The sequence below is a fragment of the bacterium genome (assembly GCA_030697795.1).
Classification (GTDB): Bacteria; Patescibacteriota; Minisyncoccia; order JACQLN01; family JACQLN01; genus JACQLN01.
The window spans coordinates 27041-44346 of sequence record JAUYOV010000016.1 but is presented as its reverse complement, the minus strand read 5'-3'; the positions used below and the strand labels follow the sequence as shown (position 1 = coordinate 44346).

17 protein-coding genes and 4 tRNA genes are annotated in these 17306 nt (G+C 39.7%); 13 read left to right on the top strand and 8 right to left on the bottom strand.

Going from position 1 to position 17306, the window contains the following annotated elements; genetic code table 11:
- Positions 1 to 6: 6 nt before the first annotated feature.
- Positions 7 to 2271, bottom strand: a complete 2265-nt coding sequence (locus tag Q8Q95_04500) for a valine--tRNA ligase (GenBank protein MDP3764843.1) — start codon at positions 2269 to 2271, stop codon at positions 7 to 9.
- A 122-nt stretch (positions 2272 to 2393) separates the two neighbouring features.
- Between Q8Q95_04500 and Q8Q95_04495 the strand changes: the two genes are divergently transcribed.
- Positions 2394 to 2711, top strand: coding sequence for a hypothetical protein (locus Q8Q95_04495; GenBank protein MDP3764842.1), 318 nt, complete (start codon positions 2394 to 2396; stop codon positions 2709 to 2711).
- Positions 2712 to 2728: 17 nt separating this feature from the next.
- Positions 2729 to 3067 (top strand): hypothetical protein, encoded by a 339-nt coding sequence (locus Q8Q95_04490; protein ID MDP3764841.1) that lies wholly within the window; start codon positions 2729 to 2731, stop codon positions 3065 to 3067.
- 147 nt (positions 3068 to 3214) lie between these two features.
- On the opposite strand, the gene tsaD is transcribed toward Q8Q95_04490, so the two are convergent.
- The gene (tsaD, locus tag Q8Q95_04485) at positions 3215 to 4363 is read right to left on the bottom strand and encodes a tRNA (adenosine(37)-N6)-threonylcarbamoyltransferase complex transferase subunit TsaD (protein MDP3764840.1); all 1149 of its coding nucleotides are present in this window, start codon (positions 4361 to 4363) and stop codon (positions 3215 to 3217) included.
- 55 nt (positions 4364 to 4418) lie between these two features.
- Here tsaD and Q8Q95_04480 point away from each other — a divergent pair, with 55 nt between their 5' ends.
- A complete protein-coding gene (locus Q8Q95_04480) occupies positions 4419 to 4751 on the top strand; it encodes a hypothetical protein (GenBank protein ID MDP3764839.1) in 333 nt (110 codons plus the stop codon).
- A 259-nt stretch (positions 4752 to 5010) separates the two neighbouring features.
- Here the strand turns inward: Q8Q95_04480 and Q8Q95_04475 are convergent.
- Positions 5011 to 5084: transfer RNA gene (locus tag Q8Q95_04475), tRNA-Glu, on the bottom strand.
- 130 nt (positions 5085 to 5214) lie between these two features.
- On the opposite strand from Q8Q95_04475, the gene Q8Q95_04470 reads away from it, so the two are divergent.
- Positions 5215 to 6762, top strand: a complete 1548-nt coding sequence (locus Q8Q95_04470; protein MDP3764838.1) for a glycosyltransferase family 2 protein — start codon at positions 5215 to 5217, stop codon at positions 6760 to 6762.
- 183 nt (positions 6763 to 6945) lie between these two features.
- A complete protein-coding gene (locus Q8Q95_04465; GenBank protein MDP3764837.1) occupies positions 6946 to 7206 on the top strand; it encodes a hypothetical protein in 261 nt (86 codons plus the stop codon).
- A gap of 84 nt (positions 7207 to 7290) precedes the next feature.
- Here the strand turns inward: Q8Q95_04465 and recG are convergent, their stop codons facing one another.
- From recG to Q8Q95_04440, 5 genes are all read right to left on the bottom strand, one after another.
- A complete protein-coding gene (recG, locus tag Q8Q95_04460) occupies positions 7291 to 9396 on the bottom strand; it encodes an ATP-dependent DNA helicase RecG (protein ID MDP3764836.1) in 2106 nt (701 codons plus the stop codon).
- 17 nt (positions 9397 to 9413) lie between these two features.
- Positions 9414 to 9485, bottom strand: a tRNA-Arg gene (locus Q8Q95_04455).
- Positions 9486 to 9629: 144 nt separating this feature from the next.
- Positions 9630 to 10085, bottom strand: coding sequence for a hypothetical protein (locus Q8Q95_04450; protein MDP3764835.1), 456 nt, complete (start codon positions 10083 to 10085; stop codon positions 9630 to 9632).
- A gap of 13 nt (positions 10086 to 10098) precedes the next feature.
- Positions 10099 to 10440 (bottom strand): hypothetical protein, encoded by a 342-nt coding sequence (locus Q8Q95_04445; GenBank protein ID MDP3764834.1) that lies wholly within the window; start codon positions 10438 to 10440, stop codon positions 10099 to 10101.
- A gap of 24 nt (positions 10441 to 10464) precedes the next feature.
- A tRNA-Ser gene (locus Q8Q95_04440) sits at positions 10465 to 10554 on the bottom strand.
- A 69-nt stretch (positions 10555 to 10623) separates the two neighbouring features.
- Between Q8Q95_04440 and Q8Q95_04435 the strand changes: the two genes are divergently transcribed.
- The 8 genes from Q8Q95_04435 (at position 10624) to rpsJ (ending at position 17210) form a co-directional block, all read left to right on the top strand.
- A tRNA-Ser gene (locus Q8Q95_04435) sits at positions 10624 to 10710 on the top strand.
- A 142-nt stretch (positions 10711 to 10852) separates the two neighbouring features.
- Positions 10853 to 11266, top strand: coding sequence for a hypothetical protein (locus Q8Q95_04430; protein ID MDP3764833.1), 414 nt, complete (start codon positions 10853 to 10855; stop codon positions 11264 to 11266).
- Positions 11259 to 12443 (top strand): tRNA guanosine(34) transglycosylase Tgt, encoded by a 1185-nt coding sequence (tgt, locus tag Q8Q95_04425; GenBank protein MDP3764832.1) that lies wholly within the window; start codon positions 11259 to 11261, stop codon positions 12441 to 12443. The genes Q8Q95_04430 and tgt overlap by 8 nt, the downstream gene beginning before the upstream one ends.
- 15 nt (positions 12444 to 12458) lie before the next feature.
- Positions 12459 to 14618 carry an agmatinase gene (gene speB / locus Q8Q95_04420; protein ID MDP3764831.1) on the top strand — a complete coding sequence of 720 codons (2160 nt, stop codon included), beginning with the start codon at positions 12459 to 12461 and terminating at the stop codon, positions 14616 to 14618.
- Positions 14619 to 14724: 106 nt separating this feature from the next.
- On the top strand, positions 14725 to 14979 hold the full coding sequence (locus Q8Q95_04415; GenBank protein MDP3764830.1) for a ribbon-helix-helix domain-containing protein: 255 nt from the start codon (positions 14725 to 14727) through the stop codon (positions 14977 to 14979).
- Entirely contained in the window at positions 14964 to 15329 is a 366-nt protein-coding gene (locus Q8Q95_04410) for a type II toxin-antitoxin system PemK/MazF family toxin (protein ID MDP3764829.1), read from the top strand. Before Q8Q95_04415 ends, Q8Q95_04410 begins: the two co-directional genes overlap by 16 nt.
- Positions 15330 to 15644: 315 nt before the next feature.
- The gene (gene tuf / locus Q8Q95_04405; GenBank protein ID MDP3764828.1) at positions 15645 to 16838 is read left to right on the top strand and encodes an elongation factor Tu; all 1194 of its coding nucleotides are present in this window, start codon (positions 15645 to 15647) and stop codon (positions 16836 to 16838) included.
- Positions 16839 to 16868: 30 nt separating this feature from the next.
- Positions 16869 to 17210 (top strand): 30S ribosomal protein S10, encoded by a 342-nt coding sequence (gene rpsJ / locus Q8Q95_04400; GenBank protein ID MDP3764827.1) that lies wholly within the window; start codon positions 16869 to 16871, stop codon positions 17208 to 17210.
- Positions 17211 to 17306 lie beyond the last annotated feature (96 nt).

The window sequence follows — 17306 nt, the reverse complement described above, 5'->3', positions numbered from 1 at the left end:
ATTATTTTACCATGATTCTACGATGAGATGCTTTTTATTTTCTTTATTTATTTTTCCCCAAATAGCTTCGGTAATAAAGGGAGTGAATGGGTGTAGTAATTTCAGGGTTCCTGCGAGAATATATAAAAGGGTTTCACTGGTTTCGCTGCTTTCCATTTTTTTACTTTCTTCTAAATATTTGTTGCAAAAATCATGCCAGAAAAATTCGTAAAGCAAATGCAACGCTGGGCCGAATTCGTAACTTTTAATAAGTTCTTCGGTTGATTTTTTAGTTTCTTCGAATTTTTCTATAATGTTTTTGTTTTCTTTATTTTGGATTTTGGAATTTAGAATTTGTTTCGGATTTACTTGTCCCTCGAAGCCTTGGCGAAGTGGGAGGATTTCGGATTTCGTGCTCCCGATTTTCTGCATAACGAATCGGCTAGCATTCCACAATTTATTTAAAAACTTTTTACCAGCCATAACAGCTTCTTGTTGCCATTTAATATCTTGGCCACCCATAGCTTGCCATATTAAAGCAAAACGCGTAGCATCGGCGCCAAATTCTTCTATAAGTTTTAATGGATCAAGGCCTGTGCCTAAAGATTTAGACATTCTTTTGCCTTCTTTATTTAAAACCGTGGCGTGAATAATTACATCGGAAAAAGGTTTTTTGCCGGTAAATTCTAAACCAGAAAAAATCATTCTAGATACCCACAAGTTAATAATGTCGCGAGCGGTAGATAGTACTTGAGTAGGGTAGAAGGTTTCTAAATCAGAGTTGTGGTGGGCCTCCTTCGCCAAGGCTTCGGATGGCCAGCCCAGGGCTGCAAAAGGCCATAAGGCCGAAGAAAACCAAGTATCTAAAACATCATTAGACTGTATCATTTCGCACTCTCCGCAAATTGGGCATTTTTCTGGTTTTGTCGCGCTAGCGACACAGTTTTGTTTAGAAATTAGAAATTGGAAATTAGAAATTCCTGCCTGTTTTTTGCAACAAAAAACAGGCAGGCGGTGACCCCACCAAAGTTGGCGTGAAATAGACCAATCTCGAATATTACTTAGCCAGTCTAAATAAGTTTTGGTAAAATTTTCTGGATGAAATTTTATATTCCCGTTTTCAACTTCGGTCTTGGCTTTAATGGCTAAGTCTTCCATTTTTAAAAACCACTGTTTAGAAATTAAAGGTTCAATTACAGTGTCACATCTGTAACACTTAGCAATGTTATGTATAAACTTTTCTCTTTTTTCTATTAAACCAAGTTTATTTAATTCTTCTACAACTTTTTCTCGGCATTCTTTTGTTTTTAAACCAACGCAAAATTTTGCCTCTTCCGTCATTCTGCCTTTCTCGTTTATAACTTGGTAAATAGGTAAGTTGTGGCGTTCGTGGATTTCGAAATCGGCTACATCGTGGGCCGGTGTAACTTTTACAGCGCCCGTGCCAAATTCCATATCTACGGAATCATCGGCTATAATCGGAATCTCTAGGTTTTTTATCGGAAGGACCGCCCTTCCTCCAATAAGTTTTTTATATCTTTCGTCTTTAGGGTTAACCGCAACGGCAGAATCGCCTAACATTGTTTCGGGGCGAGTAGTAGCTACAACAATATAATCGGATTTGTTGGTTAGGGGTTTACCCCGAGCGGAGTCGAGGGGATATTTAATAAAAATAAGTTCAGCTTCTTCTTCTTTGTATTCCACCTCTAAATCCGACAAGCTGGTGGCGCAGCGTGAACACCAGTTAACAACCCTGTTGGCTTGGTAAATTAAACCTTTTTTATGATAATGCAAAAAAGCGGTTTCTACAGCTTTGGTATATTCTGGGTCTAAAGTAAAACGCGTGCGCGACCAATCACACGAAGCACCTAGTTTTTTAAGTTGATCCAAAATTATAAAGCCATATTTTTCGCGCCATTCCCAAACTCGTTTTAAAAATTCTTCTCGGCCTAAATCAAACCGTGTTTTACCCTCTTTTTTTAATTCTTTTTCTACCACATACTGCGTAGCAATACCGGCGTGATCGGTGCCCGGGAGCCACAAAGTTTTAAAACCTTTCATGCGGTGATAGCGAATTAAAATATCTTGGGTGGTGGCGTTTAAAGCATGGCCCATATGCAAAGAACCGGTAATATTTGGCGGGGGAATTACCATGCAGAATGTTTTATCGCTATCAGGGTTATCAGCCCTAGGCTGATGTGCCTCGGGCGCAAAGTATCCCGATTTTTCCCATTCTTTGTATATTTTTTCCTCGTGGTCCTTTGGATTGTAGGGTTTATTGAGTTCTTGCATTTAACTAGCTTAACATTTGCAGATAAAACTGTGCACTTGACAAGTTGGTGTATATTTGCTTGAATGTTACTATTCGTGCAATAGATTGTTCCTAAAATGTTCCCTAAAAAAGGAGACTTGTTATGCCACTTTCTATCAAAGTTGAAGCGGAATTAAAAATAGGGGTATTGGATGGAGTCTTTATTTTGGAGGGATTTATTTTTAGATCAAAAGATGAACAAGGTAACAAGGTTTTAGAAGATATCTCAACAGGCGAAGTAAAGGGTCTTTCTTTAGCTGTTGTGTCTAAGGTGCGAGCTGTTTTCAAAGGGAGTGTTGAAAGAAATGTTGAGAAAAAAGGGAAGGGAAGGAAAAAGGAAAGAAGTGTCGAACAGGTGTCTGAATATCACGTCAGAACCGTTTTGAATGAGACGAATTCTACTGAAGCCCCACCTCAATAATCAGAAAGGTGGAAAAGATGAAAAAGGTTAGTGTTATCCCTTTGGGGCTAATCGATGGATTGGCTTATGGCGACTGGAGTTTTGCAGTAGAGCCGTATGAATACTGGCTCATGTCTTCTAGGAAGGTGGTGGTTATTCCTACACCAAATAGTTTTGAAGAAAGCTTCAATGTGGGTATGGCAGAGAGCACCATCAGAAGACTCGCTCGAAGATTTGGGCGGGTTGTTGTGACGGAGGGTAAATTAGCGCATAGGAGAGGGAGGTATTCCGGTCACTTTTCAAAAAGAATCACTCCAATACCGAAGTTCTATCCATTTGCGGGGTTGAAGAAACTCATCGAAGTTCCACCGAGCTAAGTTCGGTTTCGCCTCGGGCCAACGCGCTCGGGGCTTTTTTTACTACCAAATTATATTTTTGGGTTTTTGACTTATAACATTTTTCTTACGATCGTGAGGTAAATGTTATAAGTGATTATTAATACTATAGTCTAGAATTTAGTACTATTATGAATCTAAACGCAAATTAGCTTCTGCTTTTAAGTCTTTAACAGGCTTTAACAATTTTCTTTCCGCTAAAGCGGCGAGGGCGATCATGAGCGCGTTGTCTCCAGTCATCGCGATAGGCGATAATAGACAAGCAATATTAGGGAAATCTATTTTAAATTTTAGTTCTAAAGTTTCTCTAAGTTTTTTGTTAGCCGCAACACCTCCTCCTAAAACTAGGGTTTTAGGTTTAAATTCTTTAGCTGCACGAAGTGTTTTCGAAACTAAAACATCTACAACAGCTTGTTCAAAAGAAGCAGCGACGTCGGCTTTGGTTTTTTGGGTCAAGCGCAAAACTGAAGGGCGGTCCTTCAGCGGAGGACCGCCCTTCAGTGGGACGCCATTAACTAAATACAAAACAGAAGTTTTTAAACCAGAAAAAGAAAAATCAAAGTTTTTGCTGTTTAACATTGGGCGCGGAAAATCAAATCGTGAAGGGTTACCCTTCGTAGCCAGTTTAGAAATTTCTGGCCCACCGGGGTAGGGAAGTTTTAAAAGTTTAGCTACTTTATCGAAAGCTTCGCCAGCGGCGTCGTCTAAAGTTTCGCCAATAACTTGGTAATGCCCCAGTTTTTTAGAAAACACTAATTGGGTATGCCCGCCACTGACTATCAGTGATAAAACCGGAAACTTAGATTTTAATGTGGTTTTAGTTTGTGATTTATGATTTAGATTTTGTTTAGAAATTAGAAATTGGTAATTAGAAATTTGTTGTTCTAAGAGAGCAATGTAGATATGCCCCTTAAGATGGTTTATTCCAACTAATGGTTTATTTAATTCTTGTGCAATTTTTTGTGCAAAATTAACGCCAGTCCATAAGCATGGAGCAAGCCCAGGTCCTTGAGTAACTGCTATAATATCTAAATCTGAAAACGTGTCTTGAGCATACGATCGTAAGCTCGGGATACGTTGAAGTTGTTGCCAAAGGAGAGGGAGGTTTTTTTCGTGTTCACGCTTGGCTAAAAAAGGAACTACACCACCAAAAGGGCGGTGGGTTTCTATCTGCGAGGACACCAAATTAGCTAGAACCTGGATTCCGTTTTTTTTATCTGATTCTATTAATGCTATGCCCGTCTCGTCACAACTTGTCTCTATAGCTAGTATTTTCATTGTGATTTATGCTTAGATTAACCTAGATCTTTAACCTTTAACAAGGAGAAGGGGTATGGCACAGATCAGAATTACCAGTATACCAACTGGCGAGGCTCCGGAATGGGTAAGGAAGGAATGGGTGGGTCTTGTATTGCCAACCACAATTAACTGGGAGGGTACTCGCGATACATTTACGGAAGAAGTATTAGAAGGAAAGTATAGAGGATCGCTTGGGGGTCCTCCTGATCCAGATAATATGGGAGGATTTCATGTTCAAACTCGAAAAGCTATTGAAGCTCTTTTTGCTAAAAGCCCAGAGGCAGCAAACTGGTGGAAAAAGAATGTAAACCTAGGTGGAATTGAACACCTTGTGTTTGGAAAGAAATTTTGTGAGGTTGTTACTTGATTTTCTCCTTTAATTGCAAAAGCCCCCGACTGATATCGGAGGGCTTTTTTCTTGTAGCGCCAACGGGATTCGGTCACAGATAATTTTCTGCTGAAAATTTCTGCGTTCCTCCTATTTCCTATCTCGCTTTGCTCGATAAAGGAAATTTCTACGAACTGGATCAAAAACAAAGCAGTTTGTTTTTGATCCCCAGCTCGGCGCCGTCGCGCCTGCGCTTTTCTCATCCCGACACGAGTCGATCAATCGGCTCGTTTTGTCGTAGCGCCAACGGGATTCGAACCCGTGTTACAGGGTTGAAAACCCTGCGTCCTAACCAGGCTAGACGATGGCGCCCTACTTCGCTAAAGCTTCGCAGGGCAAGCCATTCTCTTTTATCATGCCCTGAAAAAACATAAGCCTATCAATTATTTAACCCGCTTTTTACATTATAATCAAGTTCCTGCTATATTATGGGCTAATACATATGGATAGTAAATGGTACTTGCGCATTGGTCGCGCTACAGAGATTGAAAATAAAAGCGATAGAAGATTATACCGAGCTTTAGAAATTATGCCCGGTGTTTTGGCTTGGAGCACCATAATTGGTTTAGTTTTACTTTCAGTTTTTAAGCCAGCTTGGGTGGCTGTTTTTATTATTCTTTTTGATACTTATTGGTTTATAAAAGTTTTGTATCTTTCGTTTCATTTGCGTTCGGGCTACAAACGAATGAAAGAGAATTTAAAAATAGATTGGTGGAGTCGTTTAAAAGAAAATTCTAATTGGGAAGATTATTGGCACTTAATAATTTTGCCAATGTATAAAGAACCCCTAGAAGTGGTCGAGCCAACTTTTGAGGCTTTGGTAAATTCAAAATACGATACACAGAAAATGATAGTGGTTTTGGCTTTAGAAGAACGAGGCGGAGCAGAGTCAAAAAAAACTGCAGAGTTTTTACGCAATAAATTTGGAAGTAAATTTTTTAAATTTTTAGTAACAGTTCATCCCGATAATATTGCTGGCGAACTGGCGGGTAAGGGTTCCAACGAAACTTGGGCAGGCAAGCGCGTTAAAGAAGAAGTTATAGACCCGCTTCATTTACCGTACGAAAAAATAATAGTTTCGGTTTTCGATGTAGATACAAATGTTTGGGATCAATATTTTGCCTTGCTGACGCATAAATATATTTCGCATCCTAACCCCCAGAGGGCCTCTTTCCAACCGGTTTCTATTTTTACCAATAATATTTGGGAAGCGCCGGCGCTGGCTCGCGTGGTTTCTTTTTCTTCTACTTTTTGGTTAACGATGCAACAAGAGCGCCCAGAAAGGCAGGTTACTTTTTCTAGTCATTCTATGAGTTTTAAAACTTTGGTAGAAGTTGGTTTTTGGCAGGCCAATATAGTTTCGGAAGATTCCAGAATTTTCTGGCAGTGTTATAATTTTTATAATGGTAACTACGAAACTGTTTCTTTGTATGCGCCGGTTTATATGGACGCCGCGGTGGATAAAACATTTTGGAAGAGTATGAAAGCTCTTTATAAACAGCAACGGCGTTGGGCTTGGGGTGCCGAAAACTTGGTGTATGTTTTATTTGCCTTTATTAAAAACGAAGATTTATCTTTAGGCAAAAAATTGCGTCACGGCTTTAATTTGGTGGAAGGCTATTATTCTTGGGCAACCAATGCTTTAATTATTTTTTTAATGGGTTGGCTACCGGTGCTTTTGGGCGGATCAATTTTTAATTTAACAGTGCTTTCGTATAATTTGCCACGCATCACACGCGTAATAATGACATTAGCGATGGTGGGGCTTATTTCATCGGCCGTAATTAGTATGAACCTTCTGCCACCGCGTCCACCACGTTATGGCAAAGGCAAATATGCTTGGATGTTATTGCAGTGGCTGTTGGTTCCGTTTACCACAGTGGTTTTTGGTTCAATTCCGGCTTTAGAAGCGCAAACACGGTTGATGTTGGGCAAATATATGGGCTTTTGGGTAACCCCAAAATTCAGGGAAGGGGTCGGGAAACGGTAGTTTCCCGCGGAGGAAATATTAAAACCGAGTGGTTTTAAAGAGGAGCGAAATTTCTTGAGCGACGATGATTTTAGGTAACCCCAAAATTTAGATTGACAAACAAGAATTAGGATAGTATAATATAGTTACTTTTCAAATTGTTCTTTTTAGCTCTTTCCAAACCTAAGGAAAAAGGAGGGTATTATGAGAATTCAAACGCAGAATGCCCATCGCTATAAAATCTTTGGGATGGGCAAAGATGAGCTCATCGGCAAAGTTCAGAAATTTGCCAAAGAAAAACTCTCGTTAGAACTTACCAAGGAATTTTTGCGGGAGTTTACACCGACTCGGCTTTACGGCGCAATGAGGGCTGCCCAAGGAGGTGAATGGCACCCTATTTTCACAAAATGGACCGTCAGGAAACAAAAACCTTCCGAGGTGGTTCAAACTACCTTGCCATTTTGACAGAACTCCGACACCCTGATTCGTATCGGGGTGTTTTTTATCCTCCTTCGCTCTTTTAGAGCTACGGAAGGATTCCGCTTCGCTTCATTCCCAATGTATATTTTCTTTAAATTCCGAAAGTCTGGCAGAAAGCAGGGGATGGTTTTCTATTTTATCTTTTTCAAAAAATAAATTTACAGCTTGTTGAACCTCTTCTATTAAACTGGTGTCTTTGAGCGAGGCCATAGCCAGGTCGGGCAGGCCAGACTGTTCACGCCCAAAAAATTGGCCCGGGCCGCGAATTTCTAAATCTTTTTCGGCCAATTTAAAACCATCTTCGCTTTCCACCAATATTTTTAAACGCTCAGCTGTGTTTTTTGTAAAAGATTCGGTAAATAAAAAACAATAACTTTGGTGTTCAGCCCGTCCCACTCGGCCTCTAAATTGGTGTAGTTGCGCGAGACCAAATCTATCGGCGCCTTCTATCATCATTACAGTAGCGTTAGGTATATCTACGCCAACTTCTACCACTGAAGTTGAAACTAAAATATCTGTTTTTTTATTTTTAAATTCTTGCATTATTTTTTCTTTCTCTGGCGGTTTGAGGCGGCCATGCAATAAACCAATTTTTAAATGAGGGAAAACATTTTTAGATAATTTTTCGTATTCGGCCGTGGCGTTTTTTACTTCACTCATAATAGCGGCTTCGGATTCTTCTATTAAGGGACATATAACAAAAGCTTGGCGCCCAAGTTTTATTTGGCTTTCTATAAACTGATAGGCTTTCTCTCGGTTAGCAGGCGAAACGGCTTTAGTAATTATTTTTTTCCTGCCTTTAGGCAGTTCTTTTAAGAGCGATAAATCTAAGTCGCCGTATAAGGTTAAAGCTAATGTTCGGGGTATGGGTGTAGCGCTCATAGATAGCAAATGCGGCAGACACGCTGATTCACGCTGATTCTTATCCGCGCCGATCTGCGCTGATATCTGCGTTGATCCGCGAAGTAGGGCAGCGCGTTGATCCACGCCAAAACGATGTTGTTCGTCTACAACTACTAGAGCTAAATTATCAAATCGCACTCCCTTCTGAATCAGCGCGTGCGTGCCAACTGTAATATTTATTTTATCTAGGTTGGATTTTAATTTATGTGATGCGGTCATTAGCCCTATCTTAATTGGCCAGCTTTTAAAAAGATCGGTTAAGGTCTTAAAATGTTGAATAGCTAAAATTTCGGTCGGTGCTAAAAAGGCGACTTGGTATCCTTGGCTCGCCGCGTTTGACGCGGCGATAGCGGCTACCACGGTTTTGCCCGAACCGACATCGCCCACTAAAAGGCGATTCATAGGGGTTGGTTTTTCTATGTCTTTTAAAATTTGCCAAGAGGCTAATTTTTGTGAATTAGTTAATTGAAAAGGCAAGGATTCTATAAATTTTTTTATTAATGAAAGATCAATCGGAATATTTTTGGCCAGTTTAGATTTTATTTTTTCCTTTTCGTTTCGGGAATAAACTTGAAGCAAAAAAATATCTTGGAAGGCTAGTCTTTTTTGGGCTTCGGCTATTTCTTTCTGGTTTTTAGGAAAATGAATTTGCTGGAGCGCTCGGCGCAGATTTATTAAATTAAATTCTTTGGCAATAAAGTTGGGCAGAAAATCTGGAATGTTTGTTAAATTATCTAAAACAGTTTTTATTTTTAAACGTAAATAGCGCGAAGTTAAACCCTGTGTTTCGGGGTAAATTGCAATCAATCCTCCGGTGTGTAATCCAAGGAAGGACCGCCCTTCCTGGAAGGGCGGTCCTTCCGAATCCAAAACTTCAAAAGCCGGATTAGAAAAATACAAACCGCGTTTGCCCAGAGATATTTTCCCAGAAATATTTACCCATAAGCCTTTTTCTAATGTATTGGTTAAATAGGGCTGGTTAAACCAAACAGACATTATGGGCGCGGTTTCGTCTTCTAACAGCGCCTCGGTAATTGTCATATTACGCTTCCAAACCCTTCTTTGGCCGATGTTTAAAATTTTGGCAGTTACGGTAGCTTTTTCGCCAGCCACTAAATCGGCAATATTTTTTATGTTAGAAAAGTCTTCGTATCTAAATGGCAAATGAAAAAGAAGGTCGCGAACCTTCTTAATCTTAAGCTTGCTAAGTTTTTCTAAAACTTTCTCACCAATGCCGGGAAGAATGCTAATAGAGGAATCTGATTGAATCATACATATGTTTAATTTTGTGCCCCCATCAGGATTCGAACCTGAATCACGAGATCCGCAATCTCGCATTCTATCCATTGAACTATGGGGGCCCTACTACGCTCGGCTTATCAGCCGAGCTTCGCAGGACAAGTTGAGTCGGATAGACAATTACTTGCCCTTCCGAAGCTCGAATGACATTCGAGCGAAGGAGGGAACTATGAGGGCATTAAAATTCAAAAATTAAATCTCAAATATCAAAATTTAAGAAGGCGGGCCAGAATATCTGTTATGGATTCGTTGTGTTCTTTTTCGGTTACTACTGGCGATAAGATATCTTTAACTATGTCTGGGTTAATTTCTGCCAAAGGAACTTCTAAATGCGAATTCATTATATTTTTACCCTCTAAGCTTAGAACATTACCATCCGCGCGTTCGAAAATCCAGAAGGATTTAAAGTCTATTAATTTATGTGTTTTTTCTCCGATCGTTAGGTTTTCTGTATCTAAGGAAAAACTATATTCGTTAGGTTCTTTAACCGCATAAATATTTATTAGAGCTGCCGAAATTATTACAAAAACAGCCATAAGATAGCTTTTTAAAATTATAGCCACTACCACTAAAGCCAAAGCCAAAATCCACAAAGAAACAAACCAGTTAGGATGCCGTTCTGGTTGTTCAAATTCAAATGCTCGCCAAGTTAATTTGCTCACATTTTAAGAGAAGTTAGTCTTGATTAAAATACTTAAGACTAAACATCTTTTTCATTAAGTCGAGATTGTACGAGGTTTTTTCATCATCTACGTCTAGCTTATTTTCAAGTTGCTTCAAATGTTTTTTTAATTCATCTTCCATTTTATAAATTTCTTTCTGAAAATTGCCCATATCAGCGGGACGAGAATAATTGAAAGCCTCGCCTCGAACCAATCGGAAAAATTCATACATCGCAACAAGTTTAGGGTAAAGCTCGGGTAGGGTATCGGGGAAGACGGTATTTATTTCTTCGATAATTAACCCGTGAAGGTCTTTTATTAAATTGTACCATTCTTGAGGTTTGTACGATTTCATATGAAAATTATTTCATTTCCTAACTGGCGGAGGCGGAAGGATTCGAACCTTCGGGGGGATTACTCCCCCAACATCTTAGCAGGATGCTGCTTTAAACCACTCAGCCACGCCTCCAATTTCTTCTTAATATACTACTTTAATTGCCTACACTTATCAAATCAATTATGGTATTTTAAGCAATAGGGTGGGGTGCTAGAGCGGTTGAATAGGCCAGTCTTGAAAACTGGAAGGGGTGCAAGCCCCTCGTGAGTTCGAATCTCACCCCCACCGCGTTATAAATTAATAAAATGAATTATGCCCCGTAGTAGAATTTCCAAAAGATTTTCCTTCGGAAAACCAAAAAGATAAGTTGGAAATTCACTAACAGGGCTATAATTTTGTAGCTATTCAGCTACGTTTCATAGACAAAATTATGCCATCAGGACCAGAAGCAATAAAAAATTACGGTCAACCCGAAAAAGAAGATCTTTCGGCAATTTTTGGTGAAGACGAAAAACCCAAGACTGGAGCGCCAGAAGTGTTATCCGATGCTGATTTAGAGGGTATGTTAGAGAATTATGATTTAGCAGTGGAAGAAAAAGTTAAAGACATAAATGCCGAACAAGTGGCTAAGGTTTGGGAGAAACTTGCTACATATGAAAAGAAAACCGTTCTTTCTGGTAGTGACGAATCTTTCGAAAAATATATTGGTATGTATGAAGAACTTTTAAGGAATAGGGGTTTAGGCAAAGACGAAATAGATAAAAAGGTTACGGTTATGCGCGCTATCCGAAAATTAATTAAGGCCGATGATCCTCGTGCTGATCTTATAGATAGAAATGTTTAAGGTTTTAAAAAAGGATTCTTTGTCTAGAGCGAGATTAGGTGTTATAGAAACTCCCAACGGCATAGTAGAAACTCCCAGCTATGTAGTGGTGGGCACGCACGCCAAAGTTAGAGAGTTAACTACAGAAGATTTAGAAAAAACAAAAACTCAATTAATTATTGCCAACACCTACCACATGTGGCAGGTGTTGGGTGACGCTGGTTTAGGAAAATATGCTGGCTTGCATAAAGCTATGGATTGGCCACGCCCGCTGATGACAGATTCAGGCGGGTTTCAAGTTTTTAGTTTAGGTTTTGCGCGCCAATCTGGCGCAGGTAAGATGTTAAACGTCGGAGGTTTAACAAATTATAAAGAAAATTTGGTTAGGGTCACAGAAGATGGAGTTTATTTTAAAGTAAGGAAGTCCTCCTTCGCTGAAGCTTCGGAGGATGAAGAACAATTTTTGGATGCTAAAAAATCAATATGGATTCAGGAAAAACTTGGCGCCGATATTATTTTAGCTTTTGACGAACCAACTTCGCCCCTACACGATTACAAATATAATCAACAAGCGTTAGCACGGACACATCGCTGGGCAGTGGAATCACTCAAGGTCAAAAAATCTAACCAGTTTTTATGTGGAATTGTTCAAGGAGGTTTATTCCAAGATTTAAGAGAAAAAAGCGCAAGATTTGTCGGTTCGCTGGATTTTGATGGTGTAGCCATAGGCGGGTCTTTCGGTACATCATTTGGTGGGGAAGGGCGGTCCTTCCGAGAATTAGACTGGGTTATTCCGCATTTACCGGAAAACAAACCAAGGCATTTATTGGGCATAGGTTTGGTTCAAGATTTATTTATTGGAGTTTCGAAAGGCATAGACACGTTTGATTGCGTGGTGCCCACACGCGAAGGCCGACACGGCAATATTTATACATTGCAGGGCAGGCTAGACATGACCAAGGGTTTATATCGCGAAGATGATTCTGTTTTAGATCTCGAATGTAGTTGCGAAGTTTGCGCAACAAAAAAAATTACCAAAGCATATTTACATTCTCTTTTTAAAACAAAAAACTTTGAAGCTGGCTATTTGGCTTCTTTTCATAATATTTATTTTTTTAATAATTTGATGGAAAAAATCCGTCGGTCCATAGCCGAGGGTAAATTTGGAGAGTTGAAATCACAATACGTTTCGTTATAGTATTCTTTAACGAAAATGTCTGCCTCAATTATAAACTGTGCTAAGCCCGAAGAAGCCGATGTGGTTTTGATTGGCGCTAATTATGACGCCACGTCGTCTTTTGGCAAGGGTGCCGACAAAGGCCCGTGGGCCATAGTTGAGTGTTTGCATACGCAAGTAGAATTTTTTGAACGCCAGACCCAAACCTCTCCTGCCGAAAGTTTAAAAATTGCTTACCACGATATAGGCGATACTAATTATTTATCGCCAGAAGAAATGGTGGAATATGTGCGCAGTGTACACGAACATTATTTTGCCTTAGGAAAATTTGTAATTGTTTTGGGCGGTGAACATTCTGTTGCGAATGGTCCGATACAATCTTTAGCTCGGCAAGGTTTAGCCGAGAGCGTTACGGTTTTGCAAATAGACGCGCATTTTGATTTGCGCGATACAGATGCAGATTTTAACGATATGCCTTACGGAAAATATTCTCATGCTTGTGTTATGCGCCGTGTTTTTGAAAATGGTTTTGACACTGTTCATGTGGGTATAAGAGCTTACTCTCAAGATGAATATGATTTTGCTAAGAAAAATAATTTAAAAGTTTTTGAGTGGGGCAAAGGATATGTGCCATCGTATCGCGAAATTATCAATTCCATAAAAACAGACAAGGTTTATTTAACACTAGATGTAGATGGCATAGATCCGGTGCATATGCCAGCAACTGGTACGCCGGTTCAGGGCGGGCTGGATTGGGAATATCTTTATGGGTTATTAGACGAATTATTCAGATTTAAAAATATTATTAGTGCCGATATTGTAGAAGTTGCTCCACGCGCAGGGGATACTTTGACAGAATATGGCGCGGCTCAAATTTGTTATTCTTTAATAGCTTACAAAACAAGAAAAAATATGGATAAGGCAAAAGACGAGGCAGAGTTTGAATTTAATAATTCAGAAGATTCATATCAAGAAGTTAGGGCAGAGGACTATAATTCTGAAAGTGGTTTTTTAGATGAAAAGGAATTACAAGGTAAGCCCGTAATTGCGCAAGCTGTAGATAGATTAGATTCTTTAAGAGAGGTTTTTGAAAATGCCTTGCCAGCTTTCGGTGGGGCATATTTAAGAAGAGTCTATTCAATTTTGCGCGAAGCTATTTTAAATAATGTGCCGTTGGTAATTACGGTGGCAGGCCCCATAACCGTTTCCGACCAACATCGCGCTTGGCTGATTCCGCTCTTAGAGACAGGCTGGGTGGCTTACCTAACAGTTACCGATGCTATTTGCTATCACGATGGGCATGATGCTTTGTATAAGGCCGAAGCGGGCAATCGTTCTATAAAAGAAGTAGATATTTTTGGCGACGACGGGGCTTATCGCGAAGCCGGAATTATTCGTGTGGCCGACACTGGTTTTAAAGAAGAAGTTCTTTTTGATCAAGACAGAATGATAAGCGCGATTTTGCAGCGTCCAGAATTTCAAAAAAGAATGACCACCACCGAAAGAAATTATTTATTGGGTAAATACTATGAAGTTCAAGAAAAAGAGGTAGGTGTTCGCCCAGGATTGCTTTCTACTTGTTCGCGTTTAGGCCTGCCTGTTTTTGTGGGTGCGCCGGCCGATGGCAGTGCTTTTTTAAATTCGGTTAAACTTTGGGCACTCAATCGGATATCTAATCGGCCGTACTGGTTTGATTACGATTTGCATGCTGATGTTTTTGAATCTTGTGCCTACCATTATTGGGGTTTGTTTAATTCTGAATCAAAATCATTAGGTGCGTTAATTTTAGGTGGCGGAGTTCCAAAAAATTATAGTTTACAGCCCGAACCTACGTTGTCTCAAATATTTTTACTAAACAATATTCGCGGCTACGATTATGATGTTCAAATTGTTTCTTCACCAGTAACCGATGGCAGTTTGTCTTCGTGTTTTCCTTCCGAAGCCGTCTCATGGGGCAAGGTCAACCCCGAAACATACCGCCAACAAACCGAAAGCCTGCAAGCAGATTATTCCATGGTTATGCCTTTTATAGTCAAAGCATTATTAGACGATCCTACCCTCCCGCGTCGTGCCCAACTAAGTTTGTATCACCAGCGGGAATCTTTGGTTAACAATCTTTTTGACGCTGTTGCCGAAAATCAAACCACCATAGAAGAAACGCTTAATTATCCTTTAAAAATCATCGCCAAAGCATAAAAATATCATTGTTAATATAATAAACGATCGTTTGGTGTATTAACATTGATGTTAAACCATAACATTGGATTGACTACACACTGCCAGTGTGTATAATATAAATATTATGAACAAAGCCTCAACATACGAAAGAGTTAATATAACTCTGCCCAAAGAAACGCTTAAACTTATTGATAAACTTTCCCAAAAAAGAGAAAGAAGCCGTTTTCTTAATGAAGCTGTTAATTTTTATGTTAAAGAGAAAGGGTACACAAATCTCAAGCGCCTTTTAAAAGAGGGTTGCATTAGAAACGCTCAAAGGGATTTGGATATTGCCAAGGAATGGTTTCATTTAGAAGAAGAGGTATGGCCCAAGAAATAAAAACACCCGCTAGAGGCGAAATATATTTAGTTGAGTTTGATCTAGCCTTTGGTTCTGAAATAAAAAAGACGAGGCCGGCTTTAGTTGTGCAAAACAATATCAGCAACAAATATAGCCCAACAACGATTGTGGTCGCCATTACTTCTGTTATTGGTGGCAGAGATTATTCTACCAATGTTTTTCTTAAAAAGTCAGAAAGTGGTTTAGAAAAAGATTCAGTGGTGTTATTGAATCAAATTAAAACCATTGATAAACAACGGCTGATAAAAAAGGTAGGTATCATAAATGAGAGTCTAATGATAGATGTTGATCGGGCTTTAGAAATTAGTTTAGGCTTGGTGGAGGTCTAACACCGAGGCGACGCTCAAGGTTGCTCTACTGGGTTGACTAGGGAGGGTCTGATATATTACAATTGTCTTGCGAATATTTCGCTGGTATAAATAGGCATCAAGCATCTGGGATAGGGTAGTTTTTACCTCGTTTTTTTATCGCAATAAATATTAAATTAGAGAATGGCTTTCCGCTTAAATTTTGTGGGGTGTCCATTGCATCGTATAAAAGTCAAATTAAAAGAAATAGTTATAAGTATGGTCCTACTTCGCTCCTTCGGAGCTTCGCAGGACACATATTTGTAACTAAATTTAATAAATTAAATTTAGACAAATATGGCAGATAAATTTGAACGCACTAAGCCGCACGTTAACGTCGGCACAATAGGACACGTCGACCACGGCAAAACCACATTAACCGCGGCTATTTTGCATGTCCAACATATGAAAGGCCTTGTGAAAAGGCTTGAAAAAGTTGACGATATTGATAACGCTCCAGAAGAAAAAGCTCGCGGTATTACCATCGCTTTGCACCATTCCGAATATGAATCAGAAAAGCGCCACTATGCCCACATCGATGCTCCGGGCCACGCCGACTATATTAAGAACATGATCACTGGTGCCGCTCAAATGGATGGCGCGGTTTTAGTGGTTTCGGCGGCTGATGGTCCTATGCCTCAAACCCGAGAACACATTCTTTTAGCTCGCCAAGTGGGCGTGCCGGCGGTTATTGTCTTTTTAAATAAAGTGGATCAAGTTGATGATCTTGAATTAGTAGATTTGGTAGAAGCTGAAATAAGAGAACTATTAAATAAATACGAATATCCAGGCGATACCACGCCTATAATTAGAGGTTCGGCTTTAAAAGCTCTTGAAGCTAAAACTGCCGATGATGAAAGCGCTAAGCCAATTGTGGAATTGGTAAAAGCCATGGATGAATTTATTCCAGAACCAAAAAGAGAAGCCGACAAGCCTTTCCTTATGCCTATCGAAGATATTTTCTCTATTGAAGGCCGAGGCACGGTGGTTACCGGTAGAATTGAGCGTGGCAAAGTTAAAATAAATGAAGAAATAGAAATTGTAGGTTTGCGTCCAACTCAAAAAACAGTGGTGACCGGTATTGAAATGTTCAATCGATCTTTAGACGAAGGTCAAGCCGGAGACAATGCTGGTATTTTGCTGCGTGGTGTTAAAAAAGAAGAAATTGAACGCGGACAGGTTTTAGCTAAACCCGGTTCTATTACGCCTCACACCGAATTTGAAGCCGAAATATACGTCTTAACCAAAGAAGAAGGCGGTAGGCATACACCTTTTCTTAAGGGCTATAAACCTCAATTTTATGTAAGAACCACAGATGTTACGGGTGAAGTTCTTTTACCGGAAGGTACCGAAATGGTTATGCCGGGCGATACAGTTAAGCTTTCGGTCAGATTGATTGCTCCGGTGGCTTTGGAAGAAAAGCAAAGGTTTGCTATAAGAGAAGGAGGTAAGACGGTAGGCGCGGGCGCAGTTACTAAAATAATAAAGTAACGCTAAACGCGAAAGTTGCACTTTACTAAAATGGCTACGACAACAAAGAAGACAATAGTTGAAGAAGTTAAACAAAGATTACGCATTAAAATAAAAGCTTACGACAGTAAGATAATAGATTCGTCTTGCCGCCAGATAGTTGATATTGCTTTACGTAATGGCGCAGAAATTGTAGGTCCCGTGCCTTTGCCGACAGAAATTCATAAATATACAGTGAACAGATCAACTTTCGTGCATAAAGATTCCCGAGAACAATTTGAAATGAGATCGCATAAAAGATTAATTGATATTTTAAATCCCAGTCCCAAAATTATTGACGCCTTGATGAACTTGAATTTGCCGGCGGGCGTGGATATTGAGATTAAGATGTAAGGGCTTTGCCTAAAAATTTGTCCCGTGTTTCACGAGGCGAATTTTTAGGAACAAAACCTTACCCCGCCCTTTACCTATGGTTATCGCCGATTGAAA

Coding starts and splice junctions, on each gene's coding strand:
- tsaD (MDP3764840.1), bottom strand. CDS start 4,363: ATGAAAATACTAGCTATAGAGACAAGTTGTGACGAGACGGGCATAGCA.
- Q8Q95_04430 (MDP3764833.1), top strand. CDS start 10,853: ATGCCATCAGGACCAGAAGCAATAAAAAATTACGGTCAACCCGAAAAA.
- tuf (MDP3764828.1), top strand. CDS start 15,645: ATGGCAGATAAATTTGAACGCACTAAGCCGCACGTTAACGTCGGCACA.
- Q8Q95_04500 (MDP3764843.1), bottom strand. CDS start 2,271: ATGCAAGAACTCAATAAACCCTACAATCCAAAGGACCACGAGGAAAAA.
- Q8Q95_04470 (MDP3764838.1), top strand. CDS start 5,215: ATGGATAGTAAATGGTACTTGCGCATTGGTCGCGCTACAGAGATTGAA.
- Q8Q95_04495 (MDP3764842.1), top strand. CDS start 2,394: ATGCCACTTTCTATCAAAGTTGAAGCGGAATTAAAAATAGGGGTATTG.
- tgt (MDP3764832.1), top strand. CDS start 11,259: ATGTTTAAGGTTTTAAAAAAGGATTCTTTGTCTAGAGCGAGATTAGGT.
- recG (MDP3764836.1), bottom strand. CDS start 9,396: ATGATTCAATCAGATTCCTCTATTAGCATTCTTCCCGGCATTGGTGAG.
- Q8Q95_04490 (MDP3764841.1), top strand. CDS start 2,729: ATGAAAAAGGTTAGTGTTATCCCTTTGGGGCTAATCGATGGATTGGCT.
- rpsJ (MDP3764827.1), top strand. CDS start 16,869: ATGGCTACGACAACAAAGAAGACAATAGTTGAAGAAGTTAAACAAAGA.
- Q8Q95_04480 (MDP3764839.1), top strand. CDS start 4,419: ATGGCACAGATCAGAATTACCAGTATACCAACTGGCGAGGCTCCGGAA.
- Q8Q95_04445 (MDP3764834.1), bottom strand. CDS start 10,440: ATGAAATCGTACAAACCTCAAGAATGGTACAATTTAATAAAAGACCTT.
- speB (MDP3764831.1), top strand. CDS start 12,459: ATGTCTGCCTCAATTATAAACTGTGCTAAGCCCGAAGAAGCCGATGTG.
- Q8Q95_04465 (MDP3764837.1), top strand. CDS start 6,946: ATGAGAATTCAAACGCAGAATGCCCATCGCTATAAAATCTTTGGGATG.
- Q8Q95_04410 (MDP3764829.1), top strand. CDS start 14,964: ATGGCCCAAGAAATAAAAACACCCGCTAGAGGCGAAATATATTTAGTT.
- Q8Q95_04415 (MDP3764830.1), top strand. CDS start 14,725: ATGAACAAAGCCTCAACATACGAAAGAGTTAATATAACTCTGCCCAAA.